This window comes from Microcoleus sp. N3A4 (assembly GCF_036701805.1).
GTDB lineage: Bacteria > Cyanobacteriota > Cyanobacteriia > Cyanobacteriales > Microcoleaceae > Microcoleus.
Map to the genome: position 1 here is coordinate 142,681 of NZ_JAUBRJ010000003.1, position 23,037 is coordinate 165,717.

Here is a 23,037-nt window from a genome sequence, read left to right on the forward strand (position 1 = left end):
GATGCCCGTTCCACAAAAAAAACTAACTCAGTGGTAGGGTGCGTCAGGTTTTAGATTCTGAAAAAGCATGGAAAGTATAGTTTTGACGCACCATTTATTCTCAGGTGCGTCAGTTCTGAGATTGTTGGTTTTTGGCGAAGATCGCGGTAGCTGACGCACCCTACTTATTGTCGCATTATCTGTCAATTACCAATTAGGATGATCACTTTCCCTTTGCCATTGCCCACTGCATCAAACCGGGGAACAACCGATAAGCTTCCGACGCCAAAAAAGCAGGGCCGACGGTAACTTCTGCACGCTGATTTTTCACAGCATCCCAGATAGCTCGAGCAATATCTTCCGGCTGATTTGCCCAGTCAGATTTTAGCATTTGGCTCATTTTCTGGCGGCGCAATTCGACTGCGGGTTCGTCTCGATCGCGAAATTGAGTTCTTTCTAAAAAATCGCTGTTAATCAAGCCCGGATGCACGGCACAAACGTGAATGCCTTGAGGCGCTAATTCCAATCGCAAAGTTTCTGTTAAACCCGTTACTGCATATTTGCTGGCGCAATAAGCAGTCATTTGAGGCAAAGGCATTTTGCCGCCAATGGAACCAACATTGACTATTGTCCCAGTTTTTCGTTCCAGAAAATGTGGCAAAATTTCTTGAATTGTGTTAACGCAGCCCCAAAAATTGGTATTCATTAATTGCTGCCAGTCTTCAAAGGTAGTGTGCTCGATCGCCCCCGCGAGACAAATGCCGGCATTGTTAACCAAAACATCAATGCTGCCGCAGGCATCTAGGGCTTTTTGGACGATCGCGCGCACTTGTTGAATGTCGCCAACATCCCCCGGAATAGCGACAGCGGAAGTGCCTTCACGCTGCACTTGAGCCGCTGCCGCCGCCAATCTCTCTGGCTGGCGGGCCACCATCACTACATCGTAACCTTTACTTGCAAATAAAATTGCTGTTGCTTTGCCGCTTCCTTGAGAAGCCCCTGTAATCAAAACTGTAGGAGCCATAGATAGTTATAAATTGTAAGTGGGGAAATCGTTTCCTGCGCTCTTGAAACTCTAACAGAGGTAAGGTGCTTTTTGGCTCACTCTATATAAATAGTTTTTCTTAATTATACTAATTTTTAATAATTCGCGATAGGGCTTTTTTAACGAACCGCTTTCCTCGCGTTACGCGAAGCGGCGCGTAAGCGCGAAGGACGCGAAGGAAGAGAGAAGAGGAGAGGAGAAGAAGAGAATAGAAATTATTCATAATTTGTGCGAAAATTGCTTTGTAAATTTTCCCAATGCCCAATGCCCAATGCCCAATGCCCAATGCCCAATACCTAAAAAATGAATCTTCCGAAACAACCGCCGAATTGGTCGATCGCCCTAGTGTTAATTATCGGCGTTTTAGCCGTCTCAACTTCCTCAATCTTAATTCGGCTGGCTAACTTTTCAGCAGGCGCGGGCGGCTTCGGTTTCAGTCTGGTACTCGCCGCCTCTCGCCTGACTTTATCTGCTTTAATTCTGCTTCCGGCTTGGCGGAAAATTCAGTGGAACGCCCTGCGGCCCGGAGCTCGGCGCTATGCTGCTGCTGCGGGTTTGTGTCTCGCCCTGCACTTTGCCCTCTGGATTACCTCACTTTCTTATACTTCGATCGCCGCCTCGACAGCCCTCGTCACCACAAATCCTGTCTGGGTAGCGCTGTTGTCGCGCTTCTGGTTCGGCGAAAAACTCAGCAAAATGTCGATCGCTGGCATTACTGTAGCCCTGGCTGGGGGAATGGCGATCGCCCTCGGAAGCGCGGGCGCAGCCAATGCCGACAGCAGCAAACTTTTGGGCGATTTCCTGGCTCTGGCTGGTTCCTGGGCCGTCAGCTTGTATTTGCTGCTGGGCCGGGAAGCTCAGCGGCGGGGACTGGGAATTGGTGGCTATATCGCGATCGCCTATACTGTTGCTGCGATCGTCCTGCTGCCTCTCCCCTTCGCCTTCGGCACTACTTATACTAATTACCCCCACCTTGTATACTTTTATATTTTATTAACGGCCGCTTTGCCTCAATTAGTCGGCCACACCATTTTGAACTGGGCCGTAGTGCAGATTTCCCCAACTCTGGTAACTCTTGCCATCTTGTTTGAACCGGTTGGGGCGAGTTTTTTGGGTTATTTGATGTTTGGGGAAGTGCCGGCGCCGGCGGTACTCGCAGGTGCTGCAGTGCTGCTGTTGGGGGTAGCAACCGCTACCGTCGGAGCCAAAAAAATCACAGTCAACAGTTAAGAGTTAACAGTTTTCGACATTGCCACTACAGTTGCCGTGAGTCAGAATAAAACAAATTAGGGCTTGAAAACACAAATAACTCGTCAGTTAAATATCGGTTCCAAACTACAGCACTTTTGGTGGTAAGTAAGCCCTTGTAAAGACACCGCATTGCCGTGTCCCTACGGGGATCTATCGATAGAAGGGTGTACTTGATAAACTTGCCATCTGCTGTATCAAATGTCTGACTGTTGACTGTTGACTGTTGACTGTTGACTGCTGACTGTTGACTGTTGACTGTTGACTGCTGACTGCTGACTAATGACTGCTGACTGCTGACTGCTGACTGCTGACTGCTGACTGCTGACTGCTGACTGCTGACTAATGACTGTTGACTGTTGACTGTTGACTGCTGACTAATGACTGTTGACTGTTGACTGCTGACTAATGACTGTTGACTGCTGACTGCTGACTACTGACTACTGACTAATGACTACTGACTAATGATACTCGGGTGCCTTTCGGAGAATAAAATTATGCTGCCAGAACAACTACAGCGCATCATCGGCTACTTTATCGAAGAAGCCACAGAACACATCCAAATCATCGAACAAGGTTTGCAAGACTTGCAAAACACCGTGCCAGCTACCCAAAGAATACACCAGCTAATCCGAGCCTCGCACTCGATTAAAGGGGGAGCAGCTATGCTCGGATTTAGCAGCATTCAGCGAATTGCTCATCGTTTGGAGGATTATTTAAAACTGCTCAGAGAATGTCCGATCGCCATTGATAGCAGGCTGCTATCGCTGTTAACCCAAGTTTTTGATATTTTAGCAGCGCTCGTGTACAAGGTTTCTAAGGGTTTTGGGCTCAACAGCGAAGACGCAAACCAAATGCTCTCCCTCGCGGAACCAGTTTTTGACGAACTCGACGCTTACCTGAGAGCGCTCATTCCCACTCGCCTGACTGTCAGAGCTAGTACGGACGAACACATTCACGTTTTCTGTGGTTACTGCACTTCACTGGGCGAATTTTCCTCGGCTATTGCCTCGCGCGTCGGTTTGCTCGGAGGCACTATTACCCGCCACGAGCAAGAAGACTTGGGCATACGCCTTTGTGTTGACATTTACCTGCCGCCTTACAGCAGGATCGAAAACATCCGCCAAGCTGTCGAACTCTCCGGCGCTATTATCGGGACTGTTCAGACGCAACGCGACTTTTCGCTGCTGGCGACTGCGGATTATCCGGTTTACCAAAGTGCGATCGAACGTCCCCCAATTTGCACCGGATGCCGCTACTATTACGGCAGAAGCGACGGCGGCTACCAGCTCAACTGCACGATCCATCCCCGCGGCCCGGAAGAACAAGAACGCTGTCGCGATCGCGAACAGGAATAACCGCTGAAAACTCAGACCTGGGAAGTACGATTTGGCACCAGAACAACTTGCTTCTGAAACCAATATTTTCCCTGAAACCTTTCACATTAACCCCTGCCAAATTCTTTTTGAGTTCCTAGATAACTAAATCCTTTTCTCCTAGATAACTAAATCATTCTTCCTTCTGAAAGTTCCCCTCAAAACTGATACCGCAACTCGAATTAATTGCATCATGCTTGCAGGATGAGCGATCGCCCAGACATTGATTGTCAGACAAGTGATTCCCATAACTAGCAAGATGTATGTCGGAGGCATTACTACCCCGATGGCGAACCAGGTAAAAACGTGAAATATCATTGCTGTAGCCCAAAGGCTTGCCACAACCGCAGACGCCCAAACTTGTATTCTAGGTCGGTTTAGTCCTGTCAAAATCCCTGTCTGCAAAGTAGTCAGCAAGTTTGCCGGAACTAAAAAGGCACAGATAGATATGCAGTAGGTATGAGAAAAATCACTAACTGTATTTAAGTCGAGCATCAGTCTAATTGTCGGGCCTGTTGAATATACTTAAAGAGCTTAACGTGACTTGACTCTTATATCTTGTCACCATTACCTTAACTTAATATTTTCCTCAGTAGGTCGGTCTGAAGGCAGATTTATCTCCCCCTTTTTCTGCTGGCAATACTTTACCACAAATATTAAATTTGTGGTAAAGTATTAAACCTACTTGAAGAATTACAACAATTGCTGCCATAATTAACATCGGGGATCGATCGTATAGAAGAGCCAAGTGCGTAAAATATCTAGAATGCCCGCGCCGGTGCAGCAGCAACACAACGGCAGGCCGATTTTCGACTGATTGATTGTCAGCGTCTATCTAGGGATCGAGCCGTTATGCGATCGAACAATATTAAGATTCTTATGGAAAAGCCAATTTAATCTCAAATTTAAATTAATAGAACCCTCTCGAAAATTTACAGCGGAAAAAACCCAAAATGGATAGACAAATCACAATCCCAGCAGTCGAAGAAGTTGACTTGACAAACTGCGACAGAGAACCAATTCACCTATCGGGACACATTCAGCCACACGGGGTGCTAGTTGTTGTACGAGAACCTCAACTAGAAATACTGCAAGTCAGCGAAAATACGCAAGATTTGTTAGGAGTCGATGCGGAAAGTGCGATCGGTCAAGATTTGAGCTTATTGTTCGATCGATTTCAACTAGAAAAACTCAAGGCCTGTTTGCGGAATGAAAACTTAAAAACCGTCAATCCAATTAAACTATTTTTTAAAAGAGCAGGCAAATCTTTAGAATTTGACTGCATCCTTCACCGAGTAGAAGAAGTTTTGATGGTCGAGTTAGAATTAGCCACCACCCAAGAAAATCTTTCCGTTTTTAGCTTTTATCATTCAGTGAGAGCCACTGTTAGCAAAATTCAAAGCGCCAAAAATCTCAATGAATTATGTCAACTGACTGTAGAAGAAGTCAGAAAAATATCTGGGTTTGATAGAGTTATGGTCTATCAATTTGACCGCGAAGGCAACGGCGCTGTGATCGCTGAAGACAAAGCAGAAAAGCTGAGTCCTTTCTTAGGATTAAACTACCCCAGCTCAGATATTCCCAAACAAGCCAGACAACTGTATTCGTTAAACTGGCTGAGGTTAATCCCAGATATTAATTATCAACCAGTCCCCATTATTTCAGGAAACAAGGCTGTTACCGATCGGCCCCGAAACCTCAGTTTCAGCGTGTTGAGAAGCGTTTCTCCCATTCACATAGAATACCTGCAAAATATGGGCGTTGCAGCTTCGATGTCAATCTCGTTAATCAAAGACAAAAAACTGTGGGGATTGATTGCTTGCCACCACTATACACCGAGATATCTCAACTATGAATTGCGCGCAGCCTGCGAATTTATCGGACAAGTAATGTCCTTAGAACTGCAATCAAAAGAAGGAAACGAAGACTACGACTACAAACTACACTTAAAATCTATTCAAACCAAGATTTTTGAAGACCTATCCACCTCTGAAAACTTGTCCCAAGTGTTAGTTAACTGTCAGCATAATTTGCTGGAAGCAGTCAACGCCCAGGGAGCAGCCATAATATTTGGAGACAATTGCTATCCAGTCGGGCAAACACCTCAAGGAGAATCGCTTAAATACTTAACTAAGTGGGTGCAAAAATACCTAAAGAAAGAATTTTTTTATACAGACTCGCTGACCAAATTCTATCCAGAAGCTGAGGAATTTAAAGACACGGCCAGCGGGTGTTTGGCTGTAGCAATATCGCCGACTCAGAAAATATACGTTTTGTGGTTTCGCCCGGAAGTAATTAAGACTGTAAATTGGGCTGGCAAACCCAACAAACCAGTTCAAATAGATGAAGATGGCAGCCATCGACTGTCTCCTCGGAAATCCTTCGAGCTGTGGAAAGAAAATGTGAAGTACAAATCGTTGCCTTGGAAACAATGCGAAATAGACGCTGCATTGGAACTCAAAAAAGCAATGATTAATATAGTGCTGCGCCAAGTAGCCAAACTCGAAAAATTAAATACAGCACTAGAAGCATCAGTCGCCAGAGAACGCGAAAAAACAGCTCATTTAAAAACAGCGATGTCCGAGCTTAAGCGGGCGCAAACTCAATTGGTGCAAAGCGAAAGAATGTCAAGTTTGGGACAGTTAGTGGCGGCGGTAGCTTATGAAGTCACTAACCCGATTAACTTCATCTACGGAAATATTAGCTATGCCAACGAATACAGTCAAAAAATGATTAATTTATTGCAGCTTTACGAGCAACACTATCCGTCGCCTTCGCCAGAAATTCAAGCACAAATAGAAATAGCAGAATTAGAGTTCATAGTTGAAGACTTGCCGAAGTTGCTGGGTTCAATCAAAGTAGGAGCTAACCGCATCCGCGAGATAGTTCAGTCGCTGCGAAACTTCTCTAGAATTGACGAAGCAGAGATTAAACCAGTTGACATTCACGACGGATTGGACAGCGCTTTGCTGATTTTGAGCAACCGACTCAAACCGAAGCCCGATCGACCCTCAATTCATCTCATCAAAGAATATGGCTGTCTGCCTTTGGTCGAGTGTTTCGCAGTTCAGATCAACCAAGTATTTATGAATGTACTGGCAAATGCAATTGATGCTCTAGAAGATGCCTTTGTCAACAAGAATTTATCGCCGCACTACGGGGGCGAACAAGAGCCCGTCAAGTGGGGACAAATTCGGATCGTGACTGAAGTTTGTCCGGGAGAAAAAGCCGTAGCAGTTCGGATTGAGGACAACGGTTGGGGCATGAACCAAACAGTTCGCCAGAAAATTTTTGAGCCGTTTTTTACCACAAAACCTGTGGGCAAAGGTGTGGGGATAGGTTTGGCGATTAGCCGCGAAATTGTGGTAGAACAACACGGCGGCAAATTGACTTGCATTTCAGCCCCCGGAGAGGGAACGGAGTTGATTATTGAGATTCCCTTGAGCCAAACTCATCCCACACCCATTGTCAAGTGAACAAAAGTCCGCGCGAACGAAGCTATCCCGAATGGTAGGGAATCGACCAAATTCAAAAATCGAAAATTCGATTAAAATACAAAAGCAGCTAAGTAGATTTGAGCCAATTCAGAGGAAGCGACTATGACTGAAAAAAAAACCGCCCAATGGGATGCCGGCAGGTTTGTCAAAACCTTGGCTTATTTCGGCGTCATTCCCTTCATTGGCAGCATTAGCTGGCTGCAACAACTGTTTGGAAGCAGCAGCAACAGTAAAAAAGACCAACCCAAACTGATACTGGTAGCCGGTGCCACCGGCGGCGTCGGGAAGCGAGTTGTCAAGCGGCTGCAACAGCGGGGATATAAAGTACGCTGTCTCGTCAGAGATGCTAAAAGAGCAACAGAAATTCTCGGCAAAAATATCGAATTAGTCGAGGGAGATATCACTCTCCCAGAAACCCTAACACCGCTAGTAACCGAGGGCGTAGAAGCGGTTATCTGCTGTACCGGCACTAAAGTTCAACCAGTAGAAGGAGACACCCCAACTCGGGAAAAATACTATCAAGGCATCAAATTTTATATGCCGGAAGTTGTCGATGTTCCCGAAATTGTCGAATACAAAGGCCTTAACAATTTAGTGCAAGCTGTTCGCCGCCAGCTAATTCAAGCAGGCGACAAAACAATTTTTGACTTCACAAAACCCAGCCAAGATTTAAAAGAAACTTGGGGTGCCCTCGACGACATCGTGATGGGCGGCACCAGCGAAAGTTCGATCGTACTTACAGACAATACAGCTATATTCACAGGCAATGTTTCTACTGCCAACTCGGGCGGCTTTGCTTCGGTGCGTACCCGCAACTTCGATCCTCCGCTCAATCTCGCAGGATTTAGCGGCCTCCAACTGCGCGTTAAGGGCGACGGCAAGCGCTACAAATTGATTGTTCGCAGCGAAGCTAAATGGGATGGAATTGGCTATTGCTATTCTTTTGATACTGTTTACAATATCTGGATTACTGTCACTGTTCCTTTTGATGAGTTAATTCCAGTATTCCGCGCGAAAACTGTTAAGGATGGCTCGAAATTTGATACCAGCAGTATTTTTTCTTTTCAGTTAATGTTGAGCAAGTTTGAATATGACGGCGCGCTCAACCCGAAATTTACACCGGGTATTTTTCAACTGGAGTTAGAATCTATTAAAGCTGATGGGGGAGATAATTTGCCGCGATTTGTGATGGTGAGTTCGGCAGGAGTTACCCGCCCGGGCCGCCCGGGAATTAACTTGGAAGAAGAACCGCCGGCTGTCAGGATGAATGATATGTTGGGGGGGATTTTGACTTGGAAGTTGAAAGGGGAAGATTGCGTGCGATCGAGCGGCATACCTTATACTGTTGTCAGACCCTGCGCTTTGACTGAAGAAGCGGGAGGCAAAGCTTTAATATTTGAGCAAGGAGACAATATTAGGGGCAAAGTCAGTCGGGAAGATATTGCAGAATTGTGCGTGGAGGCTTTGGAACAACCGCAAGCTTGCAATGTTACTTTTGAGGTGAAAGAGGGGGAAAATGCCGGTTCTCCCGGAGATTGGCAGGGTTTGTTTTCGGGAGTTAAATAACAATTGTTTGTAGGGTCGAAGTCTAGATCCCCCCTAACCCCCCTTAATAAGCAGGGTGGTTTTATTGTGAGGAGAAGAAAACTGAAACGACAGAAAGCACCGCTCAAAGCTCGCGTCTGGGACGCAACTGTTATATTAATTAATAAAGGTACGTAGTTGGGCTTTAGCCCTCTTTAGACGTATATATAAAGAGGGCTAAAGCCCAACTACGTACCTATTTCTAGGATGACAATTAATCCACCCTGCCTAACCCCCCGCGGGAGGGGGGGACAAGAAATATTAACTGGTTCCCAGGCTCAGCCTGGGAACCAATGTCCAGAGGCTCTGCCTCGCTTGTTAGTAGGAAAATTGGAGGCAGAGCCTCCGGATCTGCGTTACCAGGCAGAGCCTGTTAACGAGTAAAATGCGAGTTTTATAGCTGGTTCCCAGGCTCAACCTGGGAATCAATGTCCAGAGGCTCTGCCTCGCTTGTTAGTAGGAAAATTGGAGGCAGAGCCTCCGGATCTGCGTTACCAGGCAGACCCTGTTAACGAGTAATAACTAATAACCAATAACTAATAATTAATTTATGTCTGTGACTTTTTCCCGACGCTATTTGACGCCTTATTTGTTTTTGCTGCCGGCTTTATTTATTTTAAGTTTGACTGTTTTGTGGCCGGCGGTGCAAGCTTTTTATTTGAGTTTTACCAACTACGAATATGATTTGACTCAAATGCCGCAGTGGGTGGGGTTGAAGAATTTTTACAGGTTGTGGGGCGATCGAGTATTTTGGCAAACTTTGACGAATACGCTGCTGTATCTCACCTGCGTTGTGCCTGTATTGGTTGTTGTGCCGTTGGGAATGGCGATTTTGTGCAACCAAAAACTTAAGGGGATGAACTGGTTTCGAGCAGCATACTACACGCCGGCGGTGATTTCAATGGTTGTCGCCGGGATTGCTTGGAAGTGGCTGTTTGCTGAGACTGGACTGCTGAATCAGTTGGGGGAATTGTTGGGTTTACCTCCTGTTTCTTGGCTGGCTAATCCGAAGCTAGCAATCTTTAGCGTCATGGCAGTTACTATCTGGAAAGGATTGGGTTATTACATGGTGATTTATTTGGCAGGGCTGCAAGCTATTCCGGCAGAACTTTATGAGGCGGCTGCTATTGATGGTTCTGATGGTTTGGGAAAGCACTGGGATATTACTGTGCCGCTGATGAAGCCTTATCTAGTTTTGGTTGCGGTAATTTCGGCGATTTCTGCTACTAAGGTTTTTGAAGAAGTTTATATTATGACTCAGGGCGGGCCTCGCAATAGTTCTAAGACTGTTGTTTATTATCTTTACGAACGGGCTTTTAATGATTTGGAAATTGGCTATGCTTGTACGATCGGGCTGGTTTTGTTTTTGCTAATTTTGGGTTTGTCGATTTTGCAAGTTAGTCTTCAGGGTTTGGCTCGCAATGATTAAGATTTATGACTGATTAGGGCTGACGCAATTCGGGCATCATAAACTCGGTTTCTCGTTCTCATTCCTGTGATTACCAGGACTTTATTACATTCAGAAACCGGGTTTATTGCTCTAATTTCTACTAATTTTAGGCTGGAATCTCGAAGTAATGCGATCGCTCACGGCTTTGGGCAGGTCTTATTGGCGAAATCACAGCTATAAATATAGGGTTTCTGCCAGTTCAGAGGAATTTGTAATAAATCCCTGGTTCCGGTCATTCCCTGTCCCAGAAAGAGCAGCACAGCGATCGAGTTCAAGATGACATGGATAGTGCGCCAGCGATTTGAGCGGTCTTTGTAAATGTCTTGAATGATCGCAAGGGAGAAAACCATAATTAGCGCAGCGGTGATGCCAATGTAGTAGTGAGACCAATACCATTCATTGGTTAGCCGATAAACGCCATCTTGAGTGCCAAGAATCACCAAACCAGTACCTGTTAGAGTGGCAAATATGCCCCGCCATAAAGCGGGTGTCGATCGATATAGCATGACCAAAGAGGCGATAGTTGCAACAAACATCAGCACAATGAAAATGACCTGAAAGGAGTTTTTGCTCCAAACATCCTTGCTCAAAATATGCTCAAAAATCGGGTAGGCTAGACCCAACAACGTCACTCCTACCACAGAACCTGACAGAATTCGACCTGCTTTGACGTGTTCTTGACCGACTACAGGTGGAATTTTGCTCTTGGTGTCGATCGCAATTTGCTTCCGACGCTGCATAGTTTGCCACGCCATATTGAGAACAACACCAAGCATAGGAAAAACAATCGCTACAGCGAAAATAGGATGCAGCAAAACCAGAAAATCTTTAAATTCCATACAGCACCTTTTCGTTCTTAAAGTTGATAAAACTAAACTTTTGAGACCTTCAGGAAATCGATCGCCCGATCGCGATCGAACAAAATCCGAGGCTTCAACAAAATCCCAAATAGCAGGAACAGAGACTTTAACTCACCAGGAGCACAAGGACGTTTCCATTGACCTGGACGGCAAAACAACATCTCCACCAGACACCGATGTTGAGCAAGATCCAATTTGTCAAAGTGGATCTGTACAGAGGGAAATTCACCACTCAAGTCAATCTGAGCGATTTGCCCTTGTAAGCTCAAATTATCTTCCAGAATTTTTAGTGTCACCGGGAGTGTTTCTCCTGTAATAATAACAGGCAATTGGGCTTGAGTCATCTCTACGTGAACCCCCACTTCAGAAATGAAAGTAGTCACGCCCCAAAAAATCTGTCCATTCACCGCAAGCCGTACCAATCGACGCAGATCGAACCATTCATAGCGATCGGATTTAGGAGCGTCTAACAAAATTAACAGCGTGATGCTCATAATTAAAAGGTTGTAGGCGCTCCAAATCCAACCAATCCCCAACCCTTTGAAATGCTGGATGATTTCCGGCTCTGATGCGTGCATTTGAAATTGAATCAAACAGGTTCCCAGAACGTGCCACAGGCCGATCGCATTTGGAATAAATAATAGCAGCAACGGTAGCGCTAACTTCCAGTTGAAGGAAAAGCGATCGCTCACAGTGCCTTTGGCTGTGACGTTAAATCCTTTGGAGAAGGGAGACAGCATCACCTGAATGATGGTCAGAACCAGCGGGAACGCTAGTAACAGTGAATAAATATCAGACAGTAATGCCGATCGCGATCGGTGATTCAACCAAGAAAAAACCGTTAACTGTACTAAATAATAGGGCAGAAAAAAGTACAACATTTCTTGAACACTGGCTCGGATGGGAATCACGCCCAAGAAGGAATAAGCTAAAGGCATCAACAGAAAACCCACGCGGGGAATGGAGGTAAACCAATGCAAAAGTCCTTCAAAATGAGCCAGTCGCTGAATCGGTTTAAGTCCGCGAATAGTCAGAGGATTGGAATCAATAAAAAACGCCTGTAAAGTTCCTCGCGCCCAGCGCAGGCGTTGAGTTGCATAAGCTGCAATATTTTCCGCCGCCAAGCCAGCGCTGAGTTTTTCATTGAGATATACCAAGCGATAGCCTTTAGCAGAGAGTTTAATGCCGGTGAAATAATCCTCACTAAGAGATTCGGTGACAAATCCTCCGGCGTGTTCTAAGGCGCTGCGTCTCACAACAAAGGAGGTTCCCGAACAAACTACACTGCCGGCACCATCTTTGATAGGTTCAATTTGGCGATAAAAAACCTCTTCTTCCGGTGTGATAACGTTATCTAAGCCTAGATTACGGGCGATCGGGTCAGCATTGTAATAACTTTGAGGCGTTTGAACCAGGGCCACTGTGGGATCTTGGCAGAAACCAAGGGTGCGAATCAGAAAGTTTTTGGTAGGGATAAAGTCGGCATCAAATACAACAATGAACTCTCCTTGAGTATAAGCTAAGGCATGATTCAAATTTCCTGCTTTCGCATGAAAATTATTAGGTCTAGTGATGTATTCACACCCTAATTCATCTGCAAGTTGCCGGATTTCTTTACGCCGCGTATCATCGAGCAGATATATCTTTTTATTCGCATAGTCGAGGGCTTGACAACCAATTACCGTGCGTTTGAGAATATAGGCAGGCTCGTTATAAGTGGGTATCAAAATGTCAACCGATGGCGTGAATCGACCCTCAACCACATCGATTGCCAACCGATTCGCTTCTGGACGCCGATCCTTTACCCACAACATCAAAAATAACTGAAGGATATTGGTAAGCAAGAGGAAAATTTCTAGAAGGAACAACCCAATGCTAAAGACTCCATCTAATGGATCGGATACATTTAAGGTTGTGAGCGATCGCCACAGCAGATAACGAGTCACCAACATCAACAAAATTCCCACAACTACCACCCGCGACCAGGTTCGGGGTACGGGCGAAACCCGCATAATCACCCAAGAAATCGCCAGCAGAGCGACCGTAGGTGTTAGCAAATACTCCCCCATGACCATCGGCACTTGCAGCCACATGGGAGGATGATTTTGCATTGCTTGGAGTTGGGCAAATAGACGATCGAGAGTGCCGTTACCGGAAAACCAAGCAGCGACAAGTCCACCCGCTAAAATGACCGAACCTAACATGACGGTGGTGGCGATCGGTATCCGGTTTCTGGGGGTACGATCTCGACGATGAAAGCCCAAATAATTAAGCCATGAAGTCATAATTTTGTTTCAGCAAATTCTATGAATTGGCGCCACAGGCAAGATGCCTGTGCCACCAGACATCAAATTGGTTGTGGGGTGTCCCGCCCGCCCTAAGCAGCCACAGGCAAGATGCCTGTGCCACCAGACATCAAATTGGTTGTGGGGTGTCCCGCCCGCCCTAAGTTCTATTTGAGCTTAGCGGAACAGTTCTTTGTTATTCAGAATAGCCGGCCAATTTTTGTTTGCTGAAGCAATGTGACCGGGGATATCCCCCATCCACTGTGCTTGTACTTTCTTGTCGTAGTTGAGATAAAGCTTCCCATTAACGATTTTCCAAGCGTCAGGCTGAGTGACAACAAGATTTCCTTCACTGGTAGCCTGGGCGCAATATCCACCGTATTGAGGAGCATACTTTTCAGGATTTTGAGCAAACATATCACGGTTTGCTGCACTAGCAAACATCCAAGTTGTTCCACCCCAATTATGTTTAAATTGGCTAACTCCCATAACTAATTTGCTTTGGGTGAAATAGGCTACGACATCTTGACCATCAAGAGCCACACCTTTTTCAGTGTAAAACTGAGGATGAAGGGTTGTTGTGCTGCTTTTACCAGCGCAAGGATTGGCTTTACCAGCGCAAGGATTGGCTTTACCAGCACAAGGATTGGCTTTACCAGCACAAGGATTGGCTTTACCAGCACAAGGATTTTCTTTACTAGCGCAAGGATTGGCTTTACCAGCGCAAGGATTGGCTTTACCAGCGCAAGGATTGGCTTTACCAGCACAAGGATTGGCTTTACCAGCACAAGGATTGGATTCTGCAATCTTGAATGAAACGGTTGTAGAGTTTAAGCTTGTGGCAGCCTTGAAGTTGGCGTAGCTAACATTAGCTGTTGCCAAACCGAGAATGGTGGCAATGGCGATCGTGGTAATGTATTTTACTTTCATGTGTCTAATTCCCAGATAAATTGTTAATAGTTCCATCCCAGATATTTGCTTGAGACTTCTTGCTCTCTGGCAATTTTTCTGGCTTTTTGTTGTCCTCAAGACTTGAGGTTGTTTACATTAACACTCAATAAAATGAGTGCTAGATGAGGAAGAGATGGATGGGAGATAAAACTCTGAATACTTTATACGCCACTTTCTTCAGCAAAAATTCATCTGGGAATTAGGAACGCATCATCTAGTTGCCAGGAATGTCTTATAGAGTGGAGATTAACCCTGATTATCTTTTAGTAGTGCAGTAATTTAACCGCGAGTTGAGAAATTATGACAGGACAAGACTGGTTAGTGACTGATGATGGACAGTGCAATATTTTTGAGGCTACAAGTCAAATTGAAGATTTGACCCATCCCTACCGACTTTACCGCTTTTTAACTGACTTGGAAGATGTATTAGACCAAATTAGTGATGATTATTTACGACTCCAGGCAATTTGTCCCCTTGTCCGCAGGTTGTTAGATAGTTCTTCCTGGTTTCAAATTGCTCTCCTTGAGCCTGACTCTGAGACAGGGTGGGCAGTACAAACACTTTATGATGAACCATTTTTTCCTCTGACGGTGCAGTTGGTGGCTTGGGCACCGGGTGCTGTTTCTCCGATTCACAATCATGCCAGTTGGGGATTGGTGGCGCTACTTGATGGACAGGAGAAAAATACTTTTTGGCAGCGATCGCCAACTCGCAAGTTTCCCGATAAAATCACAACAGTGGGCGATATTTTGCTTGCTCCTGGTGACGTTTTGTGCTTAATGCCAGATGCGATTCATCATGTGGAAGCACTGGGAGATCGACCAACCATTAGTTTTAATCTTTATGGTGTAACAGATTACGATCGGCGATTTGAGTTTAACCAGAGTAAAGGCACTGCAGAAAACTTTTAAGATAGCAGTCTGATGAAAGCAAATATCAACAAACCTCAAATATAACGGGCGATTATCGCGGCTGCACCAACTTTCGTCTGTTCCACGCGATACTAATTTTATCTAGTTGAATTTTGACTCATTTTAATGCTTAATTCTCCTCACTACATGACCATAAAATGAAGCTAATTAGCCAATTTAAAGGCGCTATTAATCATCTCACTGGCAAGCGAATTTCTACCTCTTCGCTTCAGTTTCGCCTGACGCTGGAATTGCTGGTACTCTCGATTTTAGGACTTAGCAGTGTGGCATTTTGGGCCGGCTGGCAAAGGTCGCAAAATCTAGTCGGTGCCCATAAACAAACCCTGGAATACATTGGAATACGCTTTCCCGAACAGGTTGAGCTTTATAGTGAAATGGGTTCACTAGAAATTGGCTTAACCCGAAGCGTCCACAAAGCTTCGACAGGAGGAATCATGGTGTGGGTGAAGCGAAATGATGGGATGCTTTTGGTAAATTCACCTGATATGGATCTGCAATCTTCTAAGATTACGAAGATGATCTCGTTGACGGAAGTACCTGCAGAGCCGACTTTTGTTCAAGTGGGCGATCGCTATTTGGTGATCTGTAGCAGAACTCTGAGGATTAAAAATGAGTTACTGGGTACGGTATATTTCTCTCAAGATATCACTGATGAGCAACGTCAGTTAAATGATGGGATTCGCAGTCTAATTGTTGTCAGTATTGTGGTAATCTTAGTGTTAATGTTGGCGATCGCCAGTCGCATTCGTCATGCTCTCCATCCTTTGGAACATATGAGTCAGGTAGCTAGCACTTTGTCGGCTGATAATTTGCAGGCGGCAAAACTCCAACTGCATCAGGCTCCTGATGAGATTTTAGGACTAGCGCAAACCTTTAATGAGATGTTGTTTCGCTTATCTGGTTCTTGGGAGCAACAACGCCAATTTGTCGGTAATGTTTCCCACGAATTACGCACTCCTCTGACGGTTGTAGTTGGTTATTTACAAAGTTTGCTGCGTCGCAGCACTAACTTAAGTGACTATCAGCAACAAGCACTGGAAACAGCCGTTGGGGAAACTGAACGCACGATTCGGATGTTAGAAGATTTGCTCGATTTGGCACGGGCTGATAGCGGCAACTTGCACTTTCGTTTGAATCCGGTGATGCTGAATACTCTGGTGGCTGAGGTGGCCGAAATGAGTCAAAAAGTTAGCAATCGAAAAATTCTTTTGGTGTCAACTGATGAGGATGTTGTAGCCTGTGCCGATCAGGATCGTTTACAACAGGTGTTAATCAACTTAGTTGATAATGCAATCAAGTATTCTGCTCCCGAACAACCAGTTGAGTTAGTATTAGAAAAGAAGGAACAGCAGGTGATGATTCATGTGGGCGATCGCGGAATTGGTATTTCTCTGCCCCATCAAAACCGGATTTTTGAACGATTTTACCGGGTGGATGAGTCAATGACGCGCTCTAGAGACGGTACGGGGTTGGGATTGGCGATCGCCAAAAGTCTGATCGAAGGCATGGAAGGACGTATTACGCTCCGATCTAAACCGGGAGAAGGTAGTATTTTTACTATCACCTTACCTGTCTGGAATCCGCAGCTATGAGCGATCGCATTCTCCTTGTTGAAGATGACCCTAAACTGGCAAAGTTCATCGAATCTGAACTTAGTCTTGAAGGATATCACGTCACTGTCGCCCCAAATGGATTGGATGGATTAATGATGGCTCGTGATGCTCAACCGGATTTATTAATTTTAGATTGGATGCTTCCCGGCATCTCTGGATTAGACATCTGTTTAAGGTTGCGATCGACTGGTGTTCAAGTACCAATAATTATGTTAACAGCAAAAGATGAAGTACCCGATCGCGTGACGGGATTAAATGCTGGAGCCGATGATTATGTTACTAAGCCTTTTAGTATGGAAGAACTCCTCGCGAGAGTCAAAGCACGTCTGCGCCGCACTCAACAAAATGACGCCGATAACTTACAATTTGAAGACCTAATCTTGAACGGTTTAACCCGTGAAGTTTATCGAGGCAGTCAACTAATTGAACTCACTGCCAAAGAGTTTGATTTGCTAGATTTTATGCTGCGAAATCCCCGCCAAGTCATTACCCGCGATCGAATTTTAGAAAAAGTCTGGGGTTACGATTTTATGGGCGAGTCAAACATTATTGAAGTGTATATTCGTGCGTTACGGATTAAGTTAGAAGCAAGTAACTCAAAACGCCTGCTGCATACTGTTCGGGGAGTTGGATACGTGTTGCGAGAGCAAAAGTGAGGAGGGGCGGATTTACAAATACTTGGCAGATTACAGCATATTCCATGTATATGCGGTACACACAATAAGAGTCGTAAGTAAGGTGCGTCGCCACCAGTAAATCTGCAAGTTCCATTAAACACGAGCAGCGACGCACCCTACATAACACGTACCACACAATTAAGGCGGATACTGTACTTCATGAACCTGGAATATGCTGTAAGTGTGGATACTGGTGAACCCGCTCCTATTATAGTACCTATTTTTTTGTAAAAATTAGACCTAGAAATCCGGTCGTTCCTGATAATCTTCCGCAGAACTCGGGTCTAATTCCCACCGACTTTCATCTCGACGTTCAAGCATATCTGTTGTGTGCAAAATAGCCCCATCGGCCATTTCTATGCCCGCAGCGGCTCCGAGTTCGTCAACCATATCCATGTCGGGAGTAGGCGCACTTCCGCCCACCGATTGCTCGCCAGTCGCACTTTCTTGTTCCGCAGCCGGATCGCCATCCTCGCCGCCGATGTGGGAAGTGGAAGAGTATTCCGAACTGCTGTCCTGCAGGGTTGTTATGTCGTCTTGGCTCAATTCCGGTCGATCGATGACGCCGGTACCGTAAGATTCGGTAATTTCTTGAGGCAATTCGCCCAAATTATCGCGTTCTGTTGTTGTTTTTGCGTTGCCTTTTTTTTGCTGTGCCACGATACTTGCTCCTGTTTGTTTTTGAACTCAATTAAATTAAAAATGTCCGAATTTGGCTTTAGCTGAATTGTTTTTATTAATTGCCCTTGGCTATAATTAAGTAGTATGATAAGTGCTATTTAAGCTTTTAGCTTCTATCCCAGGAAATATATTGATTCGGCTCAGCTATTTCATTGGGAATACAAAAAGCGATCGCCCGTTTCAAAAGGGCGATCGCTTTTTAATGGGGAGGCTAATTCTATTCGGGAAAATCAGGAATTACCCATTTGGGGGGTTCCATCCGTTTCCTTCTCACCGCTTCCTCTGCTATTTCTAGCATTTTATCCAGAGAAGTATTTTCAATAAAGTTGGACGTTGCTTCTGCGTATTCCCGCTTCGGGCACTTGTCGCCCAGAACGCAGCCATTGACGCAAGCTACAGCACAATCGACAGTGTTCTCCACCATAACTTTTTTCCTTTCACGTTTCCAACAACTAATAGGCACGTACTCTGGGTGAATTTGTCAAGAGACTGCTCTATATCTTTATTTTACTTCACAAATTGTCATCAAAGGTCGATCGCCAGGGCAAAACTGTTATAAAATCAAAGCAACCTACCTAATCTGCCGATCGTGAACAATTTTCTGCGGCGCTTAAAACTTTTACCTTGGCGAGAAATGCTGCAAATTGCCGCGCTCGTCAACTCAATCGTGATTGGGCTAGAGCTATTTTTAGCCTGGGGTTTCACGCAATCGCGGGCAATCCGCAACGTCCTGATGCTTCTCTACGGCTCCTCCCTCGGGATATTGATACCTTTCGCAGTAGCAGTGGGAATGGGAGCTTTAGCAGTCTACTTTTTAGAGTATTGGCAACAACAATTTTTGCTCAACCGAATTAGTTTGTGGGTTTTAGTTTTGTGCGTGCTCTTGGGTTTGGTTTTAAAATCATTCCTACCCATACCTGCTTCTTTAGCAAGTTTATCGGAAGCTGCACTAATAGGAATTGCGGTGGGAGTTTTTTGGAAAGGCCGGCCTTATTGGCGATAGTTGTTAGTCATTAGTCATTAGTCCTTAGTCATTAGTCATCAGTCATCAGTCATTAGTCATCAGTCATTAGTCATCAGTCATTAGGTTGCACCTTACCGCTATGAGTAGCGTGTTAGCATTCCTAGATGCAGATCCTCATTATTTAGGGTGATGATATAGCAGTTCTAAATCATTTGTGAATTTCTTACTCCCTCCCCTTAGTAAGGGGAGGGTTGGGGTGGGGTAAAAAGATTTACGACTCATTTAGGATTGCTATAGTTGCACCTTACCGCTAACTATTAACTAATGACTAATGACTGATGACTAATGACTAAAAATTATGGCAGCCAAAAATCGGGAATAAAAGTTTTAGTCAAACTGCGAGCAAACTGATTAATCTGTCTCCCGATTTGAATATGCGGTTCGTCAGCTTCCACGGGAATAATTGCCGCTTTGTTTCCGATTCCGAAACGCGAAATCACCAAATTTGCCGCTTCCAAACCAGTAACATAAGCCTTTTCTTGCGACCAAGAACCGTGGCGGGTCACAACCCAATCGCCGCTCATCAATACATTATCGTAACTTGTTACTGCCGGCAACAAATACTGATAGCTGCCAGGGGCAAAATGCGTCACCGCCCGCGACAGCCGAATCGCGCTGCTATCAATTACTTTTGCCTCCCGAAAAGCCGGAATGCAAGTCGCTAAATCCCGCTGAACTAGGGAAACAATTTCCTCATCTTTGAGGGGAATTAATTGATTTGCGTGATAAAAGTCAGCTTCGACAACTGTTCCCGATTCGTCTCGAAATTCGTCGTGCAAAGCATTCAAATCAAAAAACGTCCAACCTGTAGTTGAACTAAATCCAAAACAGGCATTAGAAGGCAGGGGAATGTCAATTTTTCTGTCAAACCACAGGCGAACAGCTAACACGTCCACTGCACCCAAATTCATCGCATCCCGAAACTCTGGGCGGCTTTGCAAAGCTGGACTGCTGCTGATAATTTTTTGCATTCCCGTGACGCCAACTGCAAAAATAACTGCATCTGCCTCGAAGGTTTTGTCGCCGCAAACAACGCCAGTTGCTTGATTGTTGCTGTCAACAATCAAATCAGTAACTCGTTGGTTTGTCAATACTTTTGCGCCGAGTTTTTCCAGGCGATCGACCCAGGGGCGAAATATTTTTTCTCCGACTGTTCCGCGACACCAAACTACATCAAAATCCGGTTGGTGTGCTAATATGAAATAATAAAGCATTCCCAAAGCTGCGGCAGCAGAACACTGTTCTCCTGGTGCAAATAAACCTACTAATAACATGGGTTCAAAAGCATCGCGGTAAAGTCTTGCAGACACGCCAAACTGTTTGAACAATTCGCGGGCGGTGACGCGATCGTACCTGCGCCAAGCTTCGTCGGAATTGTCGAAATCTAGGACGGCGTAGAGTAAGGGTAAGGCTGAAAGCCGATCGACTAATGGCAGCCTTTTAAATCTGGTGTAAAGAAAGGTTCCTAACGGTGTGGGAAGGATCGGTTCGTCCTGAAAAATCGGCGATTCTACTTCCAATCCGGCGGGTGAATACTGACAAGAACGAGTCCAAGGCGTGAAGGGATCGAGTCCTAATTCCTTGACTAAGGAAAAGATGTTTTTGTAGGGATACCAAAAGCCATGAATCCCAGCTTCTACGGAACGCCCGCCGGCGGTTTTCCACCCCGCAACTAAGCCTCCCGGATAAGGGCCTGCTTCTAGCAGGGTGACATCATAGCCTTGCTGGGCTAGGTGATAGGTAGCGCCTAAACCGGCCCATCCTGCACCGACGACGACTATTTTTGGGGTTGACGATTCTGCTGACATTGCATACCTCTTGATAATTTATTAATGATGGCATAATTCATAAAATGCGGATTTGATATAAAATGTGTTGCATTATGTGCTAAATTTCGCTTGAGTGAATAATGAGTGTCAAAAACCGCCAGCAAGCTAACCTGTTGCTGCTATTATTTCCCGCTACCGCATGGCTGATGGTTTTCTTCATTTTGCCAGTGCTAATTGTACTGTTGTACAGTTTCTTAGAACGCGGTACTTACGGCGGCGTTACTTGGATATTTACTCTCAGCAACTACCAGCGTTTGTTCAGCGAACTTTTCTTAGGAGTAATTGGGCGATCGCTCTGGCTGGCTTTTCTGACAACAGCCGCTTGCTTGTTAGTGGGCTATCCCCTAGCATTCTTCATCGCCACCCGTTCTCCCCGCTGGCGAAATGCTTTGCTTTTGCTGGTAATTATTCCATTTTGGACTAATTTTTTAGTGAGAACCTACGCCTGGATCGTACTCTTACGCAGCGAAGGAGTAGTTAACACAGCCTTGCAAAGCTTGCAAATTATTAGCGAACCGTTGAACTTGCTTTTTACGCCTTTCGCTGTGGCGATCGGTCTTATTTACGGCTATTTACCTTTCATGGTTCTGCCTTTATATTCTAGCATAGAACGCTTCAATTTTTCATTGGTAGAAGCTGCTCACGATTTAGGTGCAAACGATATTCGCACTTTTTGGCGCGTGTTTTTACCATTAACAAGTCGCGGTATTGTTGCAGGATCTATTTTAGTTTTTGTTCCAGCAGTCGGCGCTTTCATCACACCGGATATATTGGGGGGTTCTAAAACAGTTATGGTGGGTAATCTGATTCAAAATCAGTTTATGAAAGCCCGCGACTGGCCTTTTGGATCGGCGCTTTCTATGCTGTTGACGGTAATCATATTGATTCCTGTGTTAATTTACTTCCGCGTGTCTGATGAAACTTAATAAGGTAAGGTATACACAAATCGTTGCACCCTGCGTTTAGCTTAAAATGCGCTAATGATTAATGACTACTGACTAATGACTACTGACTACTGACTACTGACTACTGACTACTGACTACTGACTAATGACTACTGACTAATGACTACTGACTACTGACTACTGACTACTGACTAATGACTACTGACTAATGACTAAAACAAAACTAGATTTACTCGTGCGGGCGATCGGCAAAAAGTGGCTTTGGGTACAAGCTGCACTAGCATTTGCCTTTCTTTACTTGCCAATTCTGATCTTAATTATTTACTCCTTTAACGCCTCCAGATTCAATGCCGTTTGGCGCGGCTTTACCCTCGACTGGTACCGCAGTTTATTCGGCGGTGCAGGTACACTCGGACTCGAAACACAGCTAGGAATGGCTAGCAGCAGCGCCGGGATCTGGACAGCCCTCAACAACAGCTTGCTAATTGCAGCTATTTCGACTTTGCTGGCAACCGTTTTTGGTACAACGATCGCGCTAGCATTGGAACGCTTTCATTTCCCGGGGCGCAAAGCAGTAGAAGCTTTACTGTTTTTGCCGATTATCATGCCCGAAATTACGATCGGCATTTCGCTGCTAGTTTTCTTTACCCTAGTATTTCGGATCGTAGAAAATCTCACGGGAATTCGCCTCAATCTCGGCTTACCTACCGTAATTATCGGTCACGTTGTCTTTAATATTTCCTTTGTGACTATTACTGTCAGGGCGCGTTTGGCGGAACTCGATCCGATATTAGAACAAGCAGCTTTTGACTTAGGCGCTAACGAATGGCGGACTTTTTGGCGCATCACTCTGCCTCTAATTGGGCCCGCTATTTTCAGCGCGGCACTGCTGGCTTTTACTCTGTCGCTGGACGATTTTGTCGTAACATTCTTTACCACCGGCGTCGGTTCGATGACGCTGCCACTATTTGTTTACGGCATGATAAAATTTGCAGTAACGCCAGCGATTAATGCCATTTCTACTTTGATGTTGTTCGCTTCCTTATTGCTGGTTTTATCATCGTTAAAAGTTCAGAAAAGTTAAAAAAATTGCTTTTTGT

General features: G+C 45.2%; 19 protein-coding genes. 11 read left to right on the forward strand and 8 right to left on the reverse strand.

The features are described 5' to 3' along the window. Positions 1 to 202: 202 nt before the first annotated feature. A complete protein-coding gene (locus QUA56_RS03015; protein WP_333353023.1) occupies positions 203 to 1,003 on the reverse strand; it encodes an SDR family oxidoreductase in 801 nt (266 codons plus the stop codon). Between the two features lie 324 nt (positions 1,004 to 1,327). On the opposite strand from QUA56_RS03015, the gene QUA56_RS03020 reads away from it, so the two are divergent. Next, positions 1,328 to 2,254: a DMT family transporter gene (locus QUA56_RS03020; protein ID WP_333353026.1), complete on the forward strand. Its 927-nt coding sequence runs from the start codon at positions 1,328 to 1,330 to the stop codon at positions 2,252 to 2,254. A gap of 515 nt (positions 2,255 to 2,769) precedes the next feature. Then, positions 2,770 to 3,630: an Hpt domain-containing protein gene (locus QUA56_RS03025; protein ID WP_333353029.1), complete on the forward strand. Its 861-nt coding sequence runs from the start codon at positions 2,770 to 2,772 to the stop codon at positions 3,628 to 3,630. A 138-nt stretch (positions 3,631 to 3,768) separates the two neighbouring features. Here the strand turns inward: QUA56_RS03025 and QUA56_RS03030 are convergent, their stop codons facing one another. Then, positions 3,769 to 4,143, reverse strand: a complete 375-nt coding sequence (locus QUA56_RS03030; protein WP_333353032.1) for a hypothetical protein — start codon at positions 4,141 to 4,143, stop codon at positions 3,769 to 3,771. A gap of 458 nt (positions 4,144 to 4,601) precedes the next feature. On the opposite strand from QUA56_RS03030, the gene QUA56_RS03035 reads away from it, so the two are divergent. From QUA56_RS03035 to QUA56_RS03045, 3 genes are all read left to right on the forward strand, one after another. Continuing rightward, on the forward strand, positions 4,602 to 7,124 hold the full coding sequence (locus QUA56_RS03035) for an ATP-binding protein (RefSeq protein ID WP_333353034.1): 2,523 nt from the start codon (positions 4,602 to 4,604) through the stop codon (positions 7,122 to 7,124). Positions 7,125 to 7,247: 123 nt separating this feature from the next. Continuing rightward, complete coding sequence (locus QUA56_RS03040; protein ID WP_333353037.1) at positions 7,248 to 8,711, forward strand: CIA30 family protein; 1,464 nt, start codon at positions 7,248 to 7,250, stop codon at positions 8,709 to 8,711. Positions 8,712 to 9,279: 568 nt separating this feature from the next. Then, positions 9,280 to 10,158 carry a sugar ABC transporter permease gene (locus QUA56_RS03045; protein ID WP_333353041.1) on the forward strand — a complete coding sequence of 293 codons (879 nt, stop codon included), beginning with the start codon at positions 9,280 to 9,282 and terminating at the stop codon, positions 10,156 to 10,158. A 158-nt stretch (positions 10,159 to 10,316) separates the two neighbouring features. On the opposite strand, the gene QUA56_RS03050 is transcribed toward QUA56_RS03045, so the two are convergent. The 3 genes from QUA56_RS03050 to QUA56_RS03060 form a co-directional block, all read right to left on the reverse strand. After that, positions 10,317 to 11,018, reverse strand: a complete 702-nt coding sequence (locus QUA56_RS03050) for a DUF4079 domain-containing protein (RefSeq protein WP_333353044.1) — start codon at positions 11,016 to 11,018, stop codon at positions 10,317 to 10,319. Positions 11,019 to 11,050: 32 nt separating this feature from the next. Beyond that, entirely contained in the window at positions 11,051 to 13,324 is a 2,274-nt protein-coding gene (locus QUA56_RS03055) for a glycosyltransferase (RefSeq protein ID WP_333353047.1), read from the reverse strand. A gap of 177 nt (positions 13,325 to 13,501) precedes the next feature. Further along, positions 13,502 to 14,290 (reverse strand): YHS domain-containing (seleno)protein, encoded by a 789-nt coding sequence (locus QUA56_RS03060; RefSeq protein ID WP_333353050.1) that lies wholly within the window; start codon positions 14,288 to 14,290, stop codon positions 13,502 to 13,504. 285 nt (positions 14,291 to 14,575) lie between these two features. Here QUA56_RS03060 and QUA56_RS03065 point away from each other — a divergent pair, with 285 nt between their 5' ends. The 3 genes from QUA56_RS03065 (at position 14,576) to QUA56_RS03075 (ending at position 17,477) form a co-directional block, all read left to right on the forward strand. After that, positions 14,576 to 15,187 (forward strand): cupin, encoded by a 612-nt coding sequence (locus QUA56_RS03065; protein WP_333353053.1) that lies wholly within the window; start codon positions 14,576 to 14,578, stop codon positions 15,185 to 15,187. Between the two features lie 158 nt (positions 15,188 to 15,345). Beyond that, positions 15,346 to 16,800, forward strand: a complete 1,455-nt coding sequence (locus QUA56_RS03070; protein WP_333353055.1) for a HAMP domain-containing sensor histidine kinase — start codon at positions 15,346 to 15,348, stop codon at positions 16,798 to 16,800. Beyond that, positions 16,797 to 17,477, forward strand: a complete 681-nt coding sequence (locus QUA56_RS03075) for a response regulator transcription factor (protein WP_333353057.1) — start codon at positions 16,797 to 16,799, stop codon at positions 17,475 to 17,477. Before QUA56_RS03070 ends, QUA56_RS03075 begins: the two co-directional genes overlap by 4 nt. A 261-nt stretch (positions 17,478 to 17,738) precedes the next feature. Here the strand turns inward: QUA56_RS03075 and QUA56_RS03080 are convergent, their stop codons facing one another. After that, positions 17,739 to 18,158 (reverse strand): DUF6335 family protein, encoded by a 420-nt coding sequence (locus QUA56_RS03080; protein ID WP_333353060.1) that lies wholly within the window; start codon positions 18,156 to 18,158, stop codon positions 17,739 to 17,741. 238 nt (positions 18,159 to 18,396) lie between these two features. Further along, positions 18,397 to 18,603, reverse strand: coding sequence for a hypothetical protein (locus tag QUA56_RS03085; RefSeq protein WP_190734170.1), 207 nt, complete (start codon positions 18,601 to 18,603; stop codon positions 18,397 to 18,399). A 165-nt stretch (positions 18,604 to 18,768) separates the two neighbouring features. On the opposite strand from QUA56_RS03085, the gene QUA56_RS03090 reads away from it, so the two are divergent. After that, on the forward strand, positions 18,769 to 19,182 hold the full coding sequence (locus QUA56_RS03090; RefSeq protein ID WP_333353063.1) for a peptide chain release factor 1: 414 nt from the start codon (positions 18,769 to 18,771) through the stop codon (positions 19,180 to 19,182). Positions 19,183 to 19,499: 317 nt separating this feature from the next. Here QUA56_RS03090 and QUA56_RS03095 read toward each other — a convergent pair whose 3' ends face one another. Further along, positions 19,500 to 21,011, reverse strand: a complete 1,512-nt coding sequence (locus QUA56_RS03095; RefSeq protein WP_333353066.1) for an FAD-dependent oxidoreductase — start codon at positions 21,009 to 21,011, stop codon at positions 19,500 to 19,502. Positions 21,012 to 21,112: 101 nt separating this feature from the next. Between QUA56_RS03095 and QUA56_RS03100 the strand changes: the two genes are divergently transcribed. After that, positions 21,113 to 21,958, forward strand: coding sequence for an ABC transporter permease (locus tag QUA56_RS03100; RefSeq protein ID WP_333353069.1), 846 nt, complete (start codon positions 21,113 to 21,115; stop codon positions 21,956 to 21,958). Positions 21,959 to 22,145: 187 nt separating this feature from the next. Continuing rightward, entirely contained in the window at positions 22,146 to 23,021 is an 876-nt protein-coding gene (locus QUA56_RS03105) for an ABC transporter permease (RefSeq protein WP_333353072.1), read from the forward strand. Positions 23,022 to 23,037: the final 16 nt, after the last annotated feature.